The organism is Microvirga sp. CF3062 (assembly GCF_036314045.1).
In the GTDB taxonomy this organism is placed as follows: domain Bacteria; phylum Pseudomonadota; class Alphaproteobacteria; order Rhizobiales; family Beijerinckiaceae; genus Microvirga.
The window spans coordinates 173971-187878 of sequence record NZ_JAYGGN010000008.1; the positions used below are offsets into that span (position 1 = coordinate 173971).

A 13908-nucleotide genomic window follows, 5' to 3' on the forward strand; every position below is an offset into this window, starting at 1 on the left:
TGTACTCGGTTCACTGAGCGGAGGCACATTGATGGCACACGGACTGAAACCCGCACGCAATCTCGACTACAAAACGCAGCTCCTCTCTGACGTGGCGCCGAAAGGATTCGATGCTGCCGCTTGGCGCGATGATCTCCACCTGATCAGGCCTGCGAGTCCTGGCCAGCCAACCAGCAGGATCCTGTTGAGGGATGGCGGATGGATTGAGATTGACCAGGCGGCGGGCATCGTTCGTACATGGGGACCCCGGGGGCGCTCCGATGCCTTGGCGGCCGCCCTCGCGGCCTCTGGGAACTGGGGCACCAAACGTCTGACGCGCACGGCGACGATCGCGAGGAGTTCCCATGGACCCCGCCAGGAGCGCCTGTCTGAGGCTCAGGCTGAGGCCTTGGTAAGGTGGTGGCAGGATCGCGGTTACAGTGCAACGTCCGCACCGGACGGATGCTGGATCAGTGCCGGCTCATCGAGGATCCGCGACACAGGCGATCAACTGGAGATCCACGGTCCTGTCAGTGACGACGCAATCAAGGCATTGGTCACGAAGGCGCGCGAGGCCTGGGGCGGGGGTGCCGTGCTGACAGGCTCTTGGTCGCAGGCTGATCAGGACCGCGTTTGGCTTGAAGCCCAGCGCCAGGGTGTCGTGCTCGAGGGCTGCCACCCGTCCGACGCAGCACAGCAGGCATGGGCGAAGGAGACCGCAACATCCAAGGTGCAGGCTGAGACCATTGGACTTGTGCGGGCCGGCGCCCGGGAGGCCCAGGACCTCCTGGCGGGAACCCGGGGTGACCCCGCGGCACTCGGCCGCCTGAGCCCGGAGCTCCAGGCATTTGTCGGCTCATACCTTGATGATGATCAGCGCCTGGAATTGGCCCAATCCGAGGTCGCCGACGTCGTTCCCGAACTCCATCGGTTCAAGGCTCTTGGCCGACAGGAGATGGAACAGATCGAGCGGCGCAGAGCAAAGGATCATGATGGAAAATCCAGCCGTCTTGGATTTGATCTGCCGCCGAAGGACCTCGGGGCTGACGTCGCCAAGCATACCGTTGCGCCCTTGGATGTGCCCTGATGCGTGATCCCGAGGCCCAACTGCTGCGCAGGTATGTCCTAGAACGAGCGGCAGGACGGATGCCTGCTGCCGAATACGTGCGGCTTGAGGAAGTGGCCCCAGGTGTCGGCGGATGGATCAGGTGCGATGAGAAGACGGCGAGGGAGGCGGAGCATTGGCGCCGTCTCCGGAGACCAAGGGCACTGTGGTGTCCCGTTCTTGGACATCGCCTTAGCATCGCACAGGATGTGGCGTTGCAGGCATATTTCATGACCGTTCCCGAAGACGGGTGGCAGCGTCTCGCCAGCGAGGTACAGCGACGTCCGTCTCAATCCCTCCGCCGCTGGCGAGATGCCGGGCGCCGAATCCTTGCAACATCGGCTGCTCAAACTTCAGGGGTGCTGCCGCCTCCCGGGAAACTGGCAGGGTGGCCAGCACGACGTGGCACTGGTCCCCGCAGCCTGAATGCCAATCTCGGCTGAGGTGCGATCCATCCAAGAGTTCCCAGACAGCCCAAGCCTCTTGAACGGGGCAAGAAACCTAGAATGTGGGGCTGATGCCGCCAGATCGTTCAAGCAGTGCCCTGTACCTGGGTCTCGGCAGTAATCACGCGTGCCCCAATTTCAGGTACGCCGTGAAGTGCAGTGAAGCCGAATCCTTCGTTATCAGACTGCTCCTTCAGGGTGGCTACGGCTTCATCAATGCGTTCCGCCTGCTTCTCATTCAGTAATGGGCTATCCCGGGAAGGAGTAAAAAGGATCATCTCGTGTGTTCGCGGCTCGAACAGCCCGCCGTCTCTGTCCTGCCGGACTTTCAGATCGAACATCTTTCTCTTGATCCGATCCACCGCCAAGGCAGTTGTGTTGGATCGTAGGGTGGCGAAGTTCGCGACAAGCCGCGCACCAGTGAAGTCGATATTAATTTCCGCGATACCTGAGGATGGGCGCCGTTTACGGAAGTGCCGGATCTCGTCGCTGAAGTAGCCAACCAAGCCTGGATTGGTCTTGTTTACATGGTCCAAGACCAACGCAGGCAGACGGTCTGCCGTTACGCCAGCATCCGGCCGATCTTCGTCCCTGATTTCCATGGACTCCGGGATGAACCTGTACAGGGACGACATTGCAGACATCCACGTGCGGCTGAGGTGCTGGAGACTGCGTGCCTCGCCTTCAGAGACTTGTCCCAGCGTAACTCCAGAAAATACCAGTGTGCTCTCGACAAGAGCAGCTTCTCCCTTGTCGATCAGCGCAGCCTCAAGCTCATCAATGGCCACGTCTGCGGCGAACAAGGCTGTCTCTGCTGCTTTCCCGTAAAGGCATGAAAGCCTCTTGAGTTCGTTGGCCCGCTCAATATGAAAATCGCTGCCGTTTGCTGCCGCTACAGCAATCACAAACCGCTCTGGAGACCCTAGGATGGGCGACAAGAAGACTGGCGCCCACCGTCCCCGTGTGGATGCGTCGAGCTGAGGAAATCTCAGTGGTGAGAGGGAAATGCTCATCACAGCATTCTTTCGATATTCAGTGCACTGGCCGCCAGACGAGGAATATGAGGTAATCGCTGGTTGAGGAAGTCGAGCACTGCCTTAAGATCGCCTTCAACCAGCAATTCTGCCATGTAATTTGATAGAGCTAGGTCGTTAATATTGAGTTGGGCAGTTGTTGTTTCTACAAGAGCTGCTTCCTCAGCCTTCTGGGTTCTTTGTCGATCATCCAATACTGGGGTCATCCACTCATTGAGCCTGTTAGCCGTTTTCTGTTCTGGCGGGACCAGATCATCCGGTGTCCAGCGTGGCCCTGTGAAGCAATGACCGTGATCAATGATCCAGACCTCTCTGTCCCCGGAGAAAAGGATATTCCCGGCATGGCGATCGATATTTGCAACTAGGGCATCGAAGCCATAGAGGCGGCCCATTTCCTTCCATTCAGCCAAGCGGGCGAGGACGCGCGGTCCACCACCGTTGCGATACAGCATCGCTACCTGGGGCTGGGCGACGTCGATGCTTGCATAGACCAGCCGTCCCTCGCCGAGGATCGGCCCTTTCGTAGCATCCAATCTGTCCTTCATCGCAAGGGCGAGCACAGGGGTGGGGACTGGCAGGCCAAGGTGCAGCGCCATCGCGGCAACAAGTACCTCATTGGCAAGCTCCTTCGGCTCAAGGTCCTTGATTATGGCCGTGCGCTCCCCTTCGTCGGTGAGCACGATGCCCCGATAGGTGTCATTGATATTCCCAGCCTTGAATGGCTGAGCCCCAGCCAAAACTTGGCCGAGCTGCACCACGGTCCTCATGATAAGCGCCTTCGCTCCGACGTCAGTTCAGTAGGCGTGAAATTAAACACCGATCGAGACCGGAAGAAAGTCCTGCTCGTGCATTAGTTGGCTCTTTGGGTCATGCGTCGGCCGTTGAATAGGCGCGGAATTCTCGCCCTTGGGCATGGATTTATACGAGGTAAGCACCGAAGTCCGGCAGTGCCGAGGCCGTATTCGAGTACAGGGCGCAGCGACAAACAATGGCGTAAGGACCCGCCAACTGGCGGGTCCTCCGTTCCGGATCAGAGATGGAGAATTTTCCATCCATCACGGATGAGTTTCACGATCTGGCTGATTTTATCGTCATCCAACGTACAGGAAGTGCGACGCTTCGGATAATCGCTGATAAATGGAGGACGACCAACCACAAGGGTCTCATCCGGGGACCCTGAGGTCGTCAGGACTTCCCAAGTGCCGATCTGGCCAAGCGTAATGAGGTTGCCGTTGCCTCCTAAGGCACCGATCAAATCCACATCGCTCGGATCGTCCGTGCTGAGCGGAACTGTTCTGATGTTTCCATTCGCGTCTACGCGCTTGGCATCAATGGCCATTATGAATCCTTAACCTGTTATGGGGCCTACCGCATTCTGCTATGCGCTGGAACACGGTCCCGGCTATATAGCCAGACTTCCTCCGGAGAGCGAGTTCTGGCATCTACGCTTTGGCTCTGAACCCTAGGCAGTTCCCATGCGTCCTCTATCCAAAGCACGTTTTGACGCCTTGGCGGGCTACGCGCGCCAGCCGTTGTCGTTTGTCATGGCCCAGGAGGTGGGGTGGTTCGAGCACGGCAACGAACGGGTCTTGGCGACCCTGATCCGTGACAACGAGGATGGTGACTATGCCAGCATCATCATGGGAAGAGATCGCAAAGGCCGCTTCCGAGGCGTTCACGTGAGCCAATTCAACGAATCTAGGCGGCACGCTGAAGTCGCGATGCGCCGCGAGATGGAGGCTGTCGCCCACCGGGATGACGCGGAATACTTTCAGGGCGACGAGGCAGGCGAGCCACTTGATTTCTTCACACCCGTCGTGGCGTGGGAGCGTCTACACCCTGACTTCCTGAAGGTGGTCGAATTGGAGGGCTTCTCTTCTGCCCGCGGCATCATCGAGCCGATGATGCATTGGTATGAAGACCCGGACGGGAATTTCGTCGAGCAGTTCCAGACGACCGGGTTCGACGCGAGGATCTGGGAACTTTATCTGTTCGCCGCATTCAGTGAGATAGGCTACCAGATCGACCGGAGCGAGGCTGTTCCAGATTTCACATGCAAGAGCTTGGGCGTCGAGTTCTGTGTCGAGGCGACAACCGTAAATGCTAGCCGCGAAGGACCGCTGGCGACTCCGCCATCGCTAGAGACCAACGAAGGCTGCCTCGAGTATCTTCGTGAGTTCATGCCACTGAAATATGGCAGCGCGCTCTACACGAAGTTCAAGAGGAAATATTGGGAAAAGCCCAATGTAAAAGGCAAGCCGCTGATCTTCGCCATTGCCGATTTTCAGGGTGGCCCGTCGATGATTATGACCCGCTCAGGTCTCCCAATTTACCTTTATGGCTACGATTACAGTTGGCATAAGGACGAGACCGGACGGCTGCATATAGCACCCAGGCAGGTCGAAAAGCACCAATGGGGCACGAAGGAGATTCCCTCAGGCTTCTTCAATCAGCCAGGTGCTGAGAACATCAGCGCCGTGGTGTTCAATAATAGCGGCACCATCTCGAAGTTCTTAAGGATGGGAATGCTTGCCGGCTTTGGGTCCCCGGGAGTCGCCCTAGTCCGTGAGGGAAAGGCGGTGGATCACGATCCCAATGCCACCGAGCCGCTGAACTTCACGCATCTCGTGAATTCGCCGGACTACAATGAGACGTGGGTGGAGGGATTCGATGTTTTCCACAACCCGAATGCCCTTCATCCGCTTGAGGAATGGTTGCTGCCCGGCGCGTCTCACCATTGGCTGCTACCCGACAAACAAATGCTCAGCCACACGCCGGATTGGCAGCCACTCGGGTCGATGACGCATATCCTAGTCAAAGAAAGCGCGACCGTGGAATCGGCTTAGAGGAGGGGCCTCTATCACCCTGCCTTGCCCGAGCGGGAAGCTTCATGACAACTATCCCTTGCATGGCCGGGAGCGGATACCGCCCGGTTCCAGGAACCCTGGGTGCAGCCGTATCCGGCCGTTGTTTTGTAGGGAGCGGTTCTCGGGTGGGTTGTTGGTTTCCCAAGCCTTCCTAAATCGTTGACATGTCGGCCACGCCTCCCTACACACATTCCCACACAGGCTTCTGAGAAGAAGTCAGCCTTTTCAATAATTTGATGCTGATTCTCCCTGTCCGTCCCCTAGGGAGCGCCAAAGGTTTTAAGGAAAAAGCCCCGCTTCGGCGGGGCTTTTCTTTTCTCAATCGATCGGCATCCGAGAGAATGTGTCAGATGACGATGAAGTCGGATCGCATTAGCCTTTGGTTGCCGGCGGGGCGATTGCCCTGCTCAGCGTGATCCGGGTTGCTCTGGCTCGGATGCACGATGCTGGTGTTGGGGCTTTGCTCGGCCAGCCCCTGCAGACGATCTCTGCCTCAGCTGCCGCTCTGGATATCGCGGCGATGAACTCCAGAATCCATGCCCTTCTGATCCTTGAGGGCATGCTCGCAACGGTCCACATGGCTTGCGGCGCGCTGCTGCATTTCCTGCGTGTTATGGCAAGGGTCAGTCACGTCTTGCTGGCAGAACTGGCACTTCATAGCGGCCTCCTTTGGAGCACGAGTGGAAGGCCAACGTGAACGCGCAGCCGGAGTTCCGGACGTGACCAGAGCCTTGCGGCTCAATCAGCCGTCGAACCTCAGCCGTAGAGATACCGCGGCAGCCAAAGGCCGAGTTCCGGGAAGATGTAGAACATCGCCATGGCAACGATGACGAGGAAGATGAAAGGCATCACACCGGCAAAGATGTCGTTGATGCTCACATGTGGGGGCGCGATGCCCTTCAGATAGAAGGGCGCCATGGCCACAGGTGGCGAGAGGAACGAGGTCTGAATGTTGAGGGCGATCAAAATCCCGAAGAAAATCGGATCGATGCCGAAATTGTCGAGAAGCGGCAGGAAGATCGGCACAAAGATCACGACGATCTCGGTCCATTCCAGCGGCCAGCCGAGCACGAAGATGATGATTTGAGTGAGGATCAGGAACCAGAACGGCGAGAGGTTCAGGCCCGTGACAAAGTTCTCGATAGGCTGGTGCCCGCCGAGGAAGGCGAAGATGGAGGAGAAGATGAAGGAGCCGACGAAGAGCCAGCACACCATGGCCGAGGTGCGGGCCGTGAGGATGACCGATTCCCTGAGCTTGCCGAACGAGAGAGACCGATAGGCGGCGGCGAGCAGCAAGCTGCCGAGGGCGCCCACGGCCGCCGCTTCGGTCGGAGTCGCGATGCCGAAGAAGATGGCGCCGAGCACGGACAGGATGAGCAACGCGAGCGGAAAGAACGACGTGGCCAGCGACCAAATGATCTTCGCGAGTGGAACCTTGCGCTCCTCCGGGGGCAGCTTGGGCGCCAGGCTCGGGTTGATGGTGCAGCGGATGAGCACATAGAGCATGTACAATCCGGCAAGCATCAGGCCCGGGAAGAGGGCGCCTGCATAGAGCTTCGGCACGGACACACCGGCCGTCGCGCCATAGAGGATCAGCATGACGCTGGGCGGGATGAGGATGCCGAGACAGCCGCCGGCGCACACGACGCCAGCCGAGAGACGCACGTCATAGCCCGCCTTCAGCATGGCCGGGAAGGCAAGGAGGCCCATGAGGGTAACGACCGCACCGACGATGCCGGTAGCGGTGGCGAACAGCGCGCATGTGAGCAGCGTCGCGAGGGCGAGGGATCCGGGAAGGCCGCCAACGGCGATCTGAATTGAGTAGAACAGCCGGTCGAGGATGTTGGCGCGTTCGATGATGTAGCCCATGAAGACGAAGAGTGGAATGGCGACGAGCGTGTCGTTCGTCATCACTGAGTAGGCGCGCTGCACCACCAATGCGAACACGATGTCGCCCATGGCGAAGTAGCCGAAGCCGAAACCGAGCGCCATCAGCGTGAACGCGATGGGAAACCCGAACATGATGAAGACCACGAACAGGCCGAGCATCAGCACGCCCAGTTCGGGATTTCCCAACCCCCAAGATGCCAGCATCAAACGATCCCCTTCGTAAGGCCTTGTTGTTCGGCCTGTTCGAGAATGAGCTTCTCCGTTTCTTCCACGTCATGCAGCCGTTGCGGCCACTCGCCGTTGCGTAGGCATTGAATGCAGCGGATGACTTCGACGACGCCCTGGAACGCCATAAGAATTCCCGCGAGAGGGATCAGCGCCTTGAAGGGATAGATCGGTGGACCGTTCGGTGAGTTCATGGAATGCTCGTTCATCATCCATGACATCTGGGAAAACGGAATGCCGGCATAGACGAGGGCAAGAATGCCGGGGAAGAAGAACAGGAAGTAGAGCACGAGATCCATGGCCGCCTGCCGGCGCGGATGCCAGTTGCGGTAGAGAAAGTCGCCTCTCACGTGGTTGTTGCGTGCAAGCGTGTAGGGGCCGGCGATCATGAAGAGAAGTCCGTACAGCATGTAGCTTGCATCGAACGCCCATTCGGTCGGTGCCCGCAGCACATAGCGTGCGAACACCTCGTAGCAGACGGCAAATGTGAGGGCGAGGATTGCCCAAGCGACAGTCTTGCCGATGAAGGTATTGATGCGGTCGATGAAATAGACGAAGCGCATGGGCGAGGCCCTTTTTGGAAGCCTGCGGGACACCAGCGCATCGTGCGGAAAAGCGGATCCGGTTTTCCGCCTCGAACGATGCGCAAGCTATGGATTGAGCATCGAATGTTTCCCAAAAGTGCAAATCCACTTTTGGGTCCGATGCTCTAGGAGGGCGGCATCATGCGTGCCGCCCTCATTTGAAGACAGTGCCTTAGATGGCGGACTTGCCGGCCATTCCTCAGGTGGTCTTGAAGAAGTGGTCGTAGGCCATATCGCGCGAAGGCTCGTTCAGACGCTCATAGGCATAGGTCCGCTGCACCCAGGCCTTCTGGCTGTCGATCACCTTCTTGAAGAACGGATCCTTCGAGAAGTCTTCGATGACCTTGTTCCAGGCTTCGAGCTGGACTTTGAGCACCGAGTCAGGAGTCTTCTTGATCTGGACGCCACGGCCGCGAATGGCTTCAAGGTCCTTAGAATAACGGTCGAGGGCCTTCCAGGACATGTCGGCCGAGGAGGATTCCGCCGCATACTTGATCATGGCCTTCAGCTCCGGCGGGAGCGCATCGTACTTTGCCTTGTTGAAGATCAGCTCGAAGGTTTCACCGGATTGGTGATAGCTCTGGAGCATCAGGTTCTTCGACACGTCGGGGAAGCCGAGAATGAGGTCGGAGGACGGGTTGTTGAACTCGGCGCCGTCGATGACGCCGCGCTCCAGCGCCGGTACGATCTCGCCGCCGGCCAGGATGGTGACGGCTGCGCCGAGCTGGCGGTTGAGATCGGCCGCCAACCCCACCGTGCGATACTTCAGGCCCTTGAAGGCATCCGCCGAGGTCACCTCGCTCTTGAACCAGCCGAGGGGCTGGGCCGGCATGGGGCCCGACAGGAAGCCGACGATGTTGAGCTTTAGGATCTGCTGCTGCAGCTCGTTGTAGAGATCGTAGCCGCCGCCGTAGTTCATCCAGCCTAAGAACGAGTTGGCGTTCCAGCCGAAGGACGGGCCGGTGCCGAACAGGGCGAAGGCCTTGTTCTTGCCGTACCAGTAGGCGGAGACGCCATGGCCGCCGTCGAGAATGCCGGCATGGACGGCATCCTGCAGCTGGAAGGCGGGGACGACTGCGCCGGAGGCGAGAACGTCCAGCTTCAGGCGCCCTCCCGACATATCGTTCACGCGCTTGGCGAAGTCGTTGCAGAACTCGTGGAAGATGTCGCGGTTCGGCCAAGTGGACTGGAACTTCCAGTTGGTGGTTTGGGCTCTGGAGACCTGTGGGGCCGCGACCGTTGCCGCCGCTCCCAGGCCGGCGACTTGCAGGAACCGACGGCGAGACTGCTTGGATGCACCCGGAGTCTGAGACGCTGGTGTTTTGTCTTTTTTCACTGCTTCCTCCCTTCAACCTTATCATTGTGAGGGGTCGCGTTTTCTTATGCTGGAACGCGTTATTCCGCAGAGGATGGTGTGTCATTTCCCCTGTGACTTCAAGGGGCGCGGAAGGAAGGGCGATATAGACCTCTGGCGTAGATGCGGTTTACTTCATCGGCCGATGTTGTGCATCGGCCTTCTTCTACAAAGACCTTGAAAGAGCCGCCGCTCCATCGACGGAGCAGCCCGATGCCGGGTCGACAACACTCATGTGAGCCGGTTGCCTCGATGCGGCCTCAGACCGGCATCACGCGCTTGTGATGGTCAGGTGCGCTCAAGGGCGCGGGCGAGATCCTCGAGCAGGTCGTCCTTGTGCTCCAGCCCGACCGACAGGCGCACCAGACCATCCGTGATGCCCATCTCGGCGCGCTGCTCGGGCGTGAAGCGCTGATGCGTGGTGGTGGCCGGATGGGTGACGAGACTTTTCGCATCGCCCAGGTTGTTGGAGATCCTGATCAGCCTCAGGGCATTCAGGAAGCGGAAAGCGCCTTCCCTGCCGCCCCTGACGTCGAGGGCGATCATGGTCGAGGCACCACTCATCTGGCGCCGGATCAGGTCCGCCTGCGGGTGGTCCGGGCGGCCTGGGTAGATCAGGCGGTGCAGCTTCGAATGGTCGTGGAGCGCGTCGGCAAGAGAAGTGGCGGTAGCCGTCTGCCTTTCGACGCGCAGAGGAAGCGTCTCGAGGCCTTTCAGAAGAACCCAGGCGTTGAAGGGTGAGATCGACGGACCCGTCATGCGCAGGAATTGCTGCACCTTGTTCTCGATGAACTCAGTGGAGGCGAGGATTACGCCGCCGAGACATCGGCCCTGGCCGTCGATGTGCTTGGTGGCCGAATACACGACGCAATCGGCCCCGAGCGCGAGCGGCTTCTGGAAAAGCGGTGTTGCGAAAACATTGTCGACGGTGAGCGTCGCGCCGGCCGCATGGGCGATCTCGGCAACCGCCGCGATGTCGATGATCTCCAGGCTCGGATTGGTCGGCGTCTCCAGCAGGAAAGCCTTGGTCTCGGGTCTCACGGCGTCGCGCCACTGGCTGAGATCCGTTCCGTCGACCAGGGTGCAGCCGACGCCGAAGCGGGGCAGAAAATCCTCCACCACCCAGCGGCAGGAACCGAAGAGCGCACGGGCCGCCACCACATGGTCGCCGGCCTGCACCTGCCCGACCATGGCAGCGGTGACAGCCGCCATGCCGCTCGCCGTCGCACGGGCCGCTTCCGCGCCTTCGAGGCCGGCCATGCGCTGCTCGAAGGCATCGATGGTCGGGTTTGAGTAGCGGCTGTAGCTGTAGCCGGGCTCCTCGTTGAGAAAGCGCCGCTCGGCGCTCTCGGCGCTCTCGTAGACGAAGCCCTGCGTGAGAAACAGCGCCTCGGAGGTCTCCCCGAAGGGAGTGCGCTGGGTGCCTTCATGAACGAGGCGTGTTTCGAGGCGATAGGGAGGCTCTTCGGACGTGATCATGAAGCAATCCTACGATTGTTCTTTATAAAGAACAATCGTCTCCCCCCTGCGGAAATTGTCAGTTCAGCCCACATTGCCTCGGAGAAACTCCTTGCGGGTCTCCTCGATGAGGCGCTTCACGCACGGCTCAAGCGACGAGCGCCAAGGCGGCAGCATCACGCCATGCACGTCCTTGAGCTTGGTGCAGTCGAGCCGGGAATTGGCCGGTCGTTTGGCCGGGGTAGGGTAATCCGATGTCACAATCGGCCGGACCTTCGCTGCAGGCCCGCCGAGATGAGCCGACAGGGCGAAGATTTCGGTCGCGAACTCGGCCCAACTGGCAAAGCCCGTTCCGGCCATGTGGAACAGGCCACGAAGGTTCTTGTCCTCCGGTCTCTCCAGAAGGTTGCGGCTGACCGCGATGATGCCGTCGGCGATGTCCAGGGCGCTGGTCGGGGAGCCGTGCTGGTCGGCCACAACCCCAACCTCGTCGCGGTCACCCGCAAGGCGCAGCATCGTCTTCACGAAGTTCTTGCCGAAGGGGCTGTAGATCCAGGCGGTGCGCAGGATGACGTAGTTCTCGGCCTCGGCCGCCACGGCCTCCTCGCCCAAGAGCTTTGAGGCGCCGTAGACGCCTAAGGGAGAGACCGGGTCATCCTCCCGATAAGGGTGATCGGCAGTGCCGTCGAAGACGTAATCGGTGGAGAGGTGAATCAGGGGCACGTTCATCGCCGCCGCGGTGCCGGCCACGACGCCGGCGCCGATCCCATTGATGGCTTCGGCCAGTTCCGGGGTGGATTCGGCTTGGTCGACAGCCGTATAGGCGGCCGCGTTCACGATGATGTCGCCGCCGGTCTCAACCAGGGCATCCTCGATGCCTGATGGGTCGGCAAGATCGAGCTTGGGACGGCCTACGAGCACGGCCTGTGCGCCGTGAGCCCGTGCCCGCTCCGCCAGGGAGCGGGCGACCTGTCCCTCCTTGCCGATGACGATGATACGCATGAAACCGAACCCTCTTCGATGTGGAAGCAGCGTTATGACACAAGCTGCCAAGCACATGTCAGTTGCCGATGGCAACACCTTCACGACGGCTGTCGGCACCGCCGACGAGCCCTGCCGGCGTGACAACGATGGCATGGATGCCGGAGTTCTGGTCGATCAGCTTGACCTCGTGGCCCTTAGCCTCGAGTGCGGCCTTCCAGGCTTCCGCCTCGGTCCCGGCCTCGAGCTCCGTCGGTCCGTTGCGGCTACCCATGTTGGGCAGATCGGCGGCGACCTGGGGATCGAGCTTCCAGTCCAGGATGCCCACGAGCGTCTTGGCCACGTAGTTGGGAATGAGGCTTCCGCCCGGTGAGCCCACCACCGCATAGAGCTTGCCGCTGCCGTCGAGCACCATGGTGGGCGCCATGGACGAGCGCGGGCGCTTGCCGGCCTCGACGCGATTGGCAATCGGCTTGCCCTCTTCCGTCGTGGCAAAAGAGAAGTCCGTCAGCTCGTTGTTGAGCAGGAACCCGCTCTTCGTCATGATCCGCGCCCCGAAACCGTCCTCGATCGTGGTGGTCATGGACACGGCGTTGCCGTTGCGATCGACGATGGAGATGTGGCTCGTGCCGTACTCGATCCCGTCCGACGCCCCCCAGAGGAAGGTCTTCTGGAAGGGCGGGTCGCCGGGCTTGGCCTTGCCCATGGACTTGCTGGGGTCGACGAGAGCGGCGCGGCTCTTGATGTAACCGGGATCGGTCAGGCCCTTGACGGGAACGTTCACGAAGGCCGGATCGGCCAGGAAGAGAGCGCGGTCCGCATAGGCCAGGCGGCCCGCCTCAGCGATCCAGTGCACCGCGTCAGGTCCAGGCTTCATGGCGGCTAGGTCCTGGGTTTCCAGGACGCCCATGATCTGCTGCACGGCAACCTGGCCTGAACTCGGCGGGCCCATGCCGCAGATCCTGTAGGTGCGATAGCTGCCGCAGAGAGCCTCACGCTCCTGCACCTTGTATCCCTTCAAGTCATCGAGGGTCATGTCGCCGGGATTGGTCGGATGCCCCGTCACGGTCGCCACGATGTCCTGGGCGATCTCGCCCGTGTAGAAGACTTCTGCCCCCTTCTCGGCGACGGTACGGAGCGTCTTGGCGAAGGCCGGGTTCTTCAGGACGGTTCCAACCGCCTTGGGCCTGCCATCGGGTTCGTAGAAATAGGCGCGGGCCACCGGATCGTTCTGGAGGTATTTCTCCTGGGTCAGCAGGCCGTTGAGGCGCGGCGAGATGGCAAAGCCTTCCTCGGCCAGACGCGCCGCAGGCTCGATCACCTGCTGCCAGCTCAGCTTGCCCCAATTCTTGTGCGCCATTTCGAGCAGACGCAGCGTTCCGGGCACGCCGACCGAGCGGCCGCCGACCACGGCATCATAAAATTTCATCGGCTTGCCATCGGGCCCGAGAAAACGCTCGGGCTTGGCCGCGGCAGGCGCCGTTTCGCGCCCGTCGAGGGCTGCCATGGTCCGGCCGTCCCAAAAGACCATGAAGGCGCCGCCGCCGATGCCGGAACTCTGGGGCTCGACAAGATTGAGAACCAGCTGAACGGCAATGGCAGCGTCGACCGCGCTGCCGCCGGCCGCAAGGATCTCCCGCCCTGCCTGGGCTGCCAGAGGATTGGCAGCGGCAACCATGTCCTTCGTTGCGGTGCCGACCGACTTGGTCGTGCGTCCTGTGGGGGCCTCCGGAGAAGGCGCGACTGCTTGCGCCAATGCCAGCGGAGCAAGGGGCAGGCTAGCCAGGAGACTGAGACCTATGAGGCTTCGACGAAGGCTGCTCTGAGTGGTCATGCGGCGCGCTCCCTGTTTGTGAGGCTTATTCCGTCAGGTGAGTGAGCCTAACAAAGGATTATCCCTTTGCGCCACTTCCATTCGATGCCGAAAAAGAAGAAATTCTTTTGATGCTGCGCTGCAATATCACACTCCTGTCACTGTTGCCGGG

The 13908-nt window shown here is 60.4% G+C and carries 12 protein-coding genes; 2 read left to right on the forward strand and 10 right to left on the reverse strand.

The features are described 5' to 3' along the window. Positions 1–31: 31 nt before the first annotated feature. Positions 32–1066 (forward strand): LPD7 domain-containing protein, encoded by a 1035-nt coding sequence (locus VB618_RS15485; RefSeq protein WP_329797604.1) that lies wholly within the window; start codon positions 32–34, stop codon positions 1064–1066. 550 nt (positions 1067–1616) lie between these two features. Here VB618_RS15485 and VB618_RS15490 read toward each other — a convergent pair. The 3 genes from VB618_RS15490 to VB618_RS15500 all read right to left on the reverse strand — a co-directional run bounded on the left by VB618_RS15490 (position 1617) and on the right by VB618_RS15500 (position 3903). Then, the gene (locus tag VB618_RS15490) at positions 1617–2435 is read right to left on the reverse strand and encodes a hypothetical protein (protein WP_329797605.1); all 819 of its coding nucleotides are present in this window, start codon (positions 2433–2435) and stop codon (positions 1617–1619) included. A gap of 107 nt (positions 2436–2542) precedes the next feature. Beyond that, positions 2543–3331: a hypothetical protein gene (locus VB618_RS15495; protein ID WP_329797606.1), complete on the reverse strand. Its 789-nt coding sequence runs from the start codon at positions 3329–3331 to the stop codon at positions 2543–2545. Between the two features lie 263 nt (positions 3332–3594). Beyond that, positions 3595–3903: a hypothetical protein gene (locus VB618_RS15500; protein ID WP_329797607.1), complete on the reverse strand. Its 309-nt coding sequence runs from the start codon at positions 3901–3903 to the stop codon at positions 3595–3597. A 136-nt stretch (positions 3904–4039) separates the two neighbouring features. On the opposite strand from VB618_RS15500, the gene VB618_RS15505 reads away from it, so the two are divergent. After that, positions 4040–5410, forward strand: coding sequence for a hypothetical protein (locus VB618_RS15505; RefSeq protein WP_329797608.1), 1371 nt, complete (start codon positions 4040–4042; stop codon positions 5408–5410). Between the two features lie 514 nt (positions 5411–5924). Here the strand turns inward: VB618_RS15505 and VB618_RS15510 are convergent. The 7 genes from VB618_RS15510 to ggt form a co-directional block, all read right to left on the reverse strand. After that, positions 5925–6089: a hypothetical protein gene (locus VB618_RS15510; RefSeq protein WP_329797609.1), complete on the reverse strand. Its 165-nt coding sequence runs from the start codon at positions 6087–6089 to the stop codon at positions 5925–5927. 98 nt (positions 6090–6187) lie between these two features. After that, positions 6188–7525, reverse strand: a complete 1338-nt coding sequence (locus tag VB618_RS15515) for a TRAP transporter large permease (RefSeq protein ID WP_329797611.1) — start codon at positions 7523–7525, stop codon at positions 6188–6190. Then, positions 7525–8109: a TRAP transporter small permease subunit gene (locus tag VB618_RS15520; protein ID WP_329797612.1), complete on the reverse strand. Its 585-nt coding sequence runs from the start codon at positions 8107–8109 to the stop codon at positions 7525–7527. The genes VB618_RS15515 and VB618_RS15520 overlap by 1 nt, the downstream gene beginning before the upstream one ends. A 220-nt stretch (positions 8110–8329) precedes the next feature. After that, positions 8330–9466 carry a TRAP transporter substrate-binding protein gene (locus tag VB618_RS15525; RefSeq protein WP_329797613.1) on the reverse strand — a complete coding sequence of 379 codons (1137 nt, stop codon included), beginning with the start codon at positions 9464–9466 and terminating at the stop codon, positions 8330–8332. A 306-nt stretch (positions 9467–9772) separates the two neighbouring features. Continuing rightward, on the reverse strand, positions 9773–10963 hold the full coding sequence (locus VB618_RS15530; RefSeq protein WP_329797614.1) for an O-succinylhomoserine sulfhydrylase: 1191 nt from the start codon (positions 10961–10963) through the stop codon (positions 9773–9775). 63 nt (positions 10964–11026) lie between these two features. Next, entirely contained in the window at positions 11027–11944 is a 918-nt protein-coding gene (rfbD, locus tag VB618_RS15535) for a dTDP-4-dehydrorhamnose reductase (RefSeq protein WP_329797615.1), read from the reverse strand. Positions 11945–12002: 58 nt separating this feature from the next. Then, positions 12003–13757: a gamma-glutamyltransferase gene (ggt, locus tag VB618_RS15540; RefSeq protein WP_329797617.1), complete on the reverse strand. Its 1755-nt coding sequence runs from the start codon at positions 13755–13757 to the stop codon at positions 12003–12005. Positions 13758–13908 lie beyond the last annotated feature (151 nt).

Coding starts and splice junctions, on each gene's coding strand:
- VB618_RS15485 (WP_329797604.1), top strand. CDS start 32: ATGGCACACGGACTGAAACCCGCACGCAATCTCGACTACAAAACGCAG.
- VB618_RS15495 (WP_329797606.1), bottom strand. CDS start 3,331: ATGAGGACCGTGGTGCAGCTCGGCCAAGTTTTGGCTGGGGCTCAGCCA.
- VB618_RS15500 (WP_329797607.1), bottom strand. CDS start 3,903: ATGGCCATTGATGCCAAGCGCGTAGACGCGAATGGAAACATCAGAACA.
- VB618_RS15505 (WP_329797608.1), top strand. CDS start 4,040: ATGCGTCCTCTATCCAAAGCACGTTTTGACGCCTTGGCGGGCTACGCG.
- VB618_RS15510 (WP_329797609.1), bottom strand. CDS start 6,089: ATGAAGTGCCAGTTCTGCCAGCAAGACGTGACTGACCCTTGCCATAAC.
- VB618_RS15515 (WP_329797611.1), bottom strand. CDS start 7,525: ATGCTGGCATCTTGGGGGTTGGGAAATCCCGAACTGGGCGTGCTGATG.
- VB618_RS15520 (WP_329797612.1), bottom strand. CDS start 8,109: ATGCGCTTCGTCTATTTCATCGACCGCATCAATACCTTCATCGGCAAG.
- VB618_RS15530 (WP_329797614.1), bottom strand. CDS start 10,963: ATGATCACGTCCGAAGAGCCTCCCTATCGCCTCGAAACACGCCTCGTT.
- rfbD (WP_329797615.1), bottom strand. CDS start 11,944: ATGCGTATCATCGTCATCGGCAAGGAGGGACAGGTCGCCCGCTCCCTG.
- ggt (WP_329797617.1), bottom strand. CDS start 13,757: ATGACCACTCAGAGCAGCCTTCGTCGAAGCCTCATAGGTCTCAGTCTC.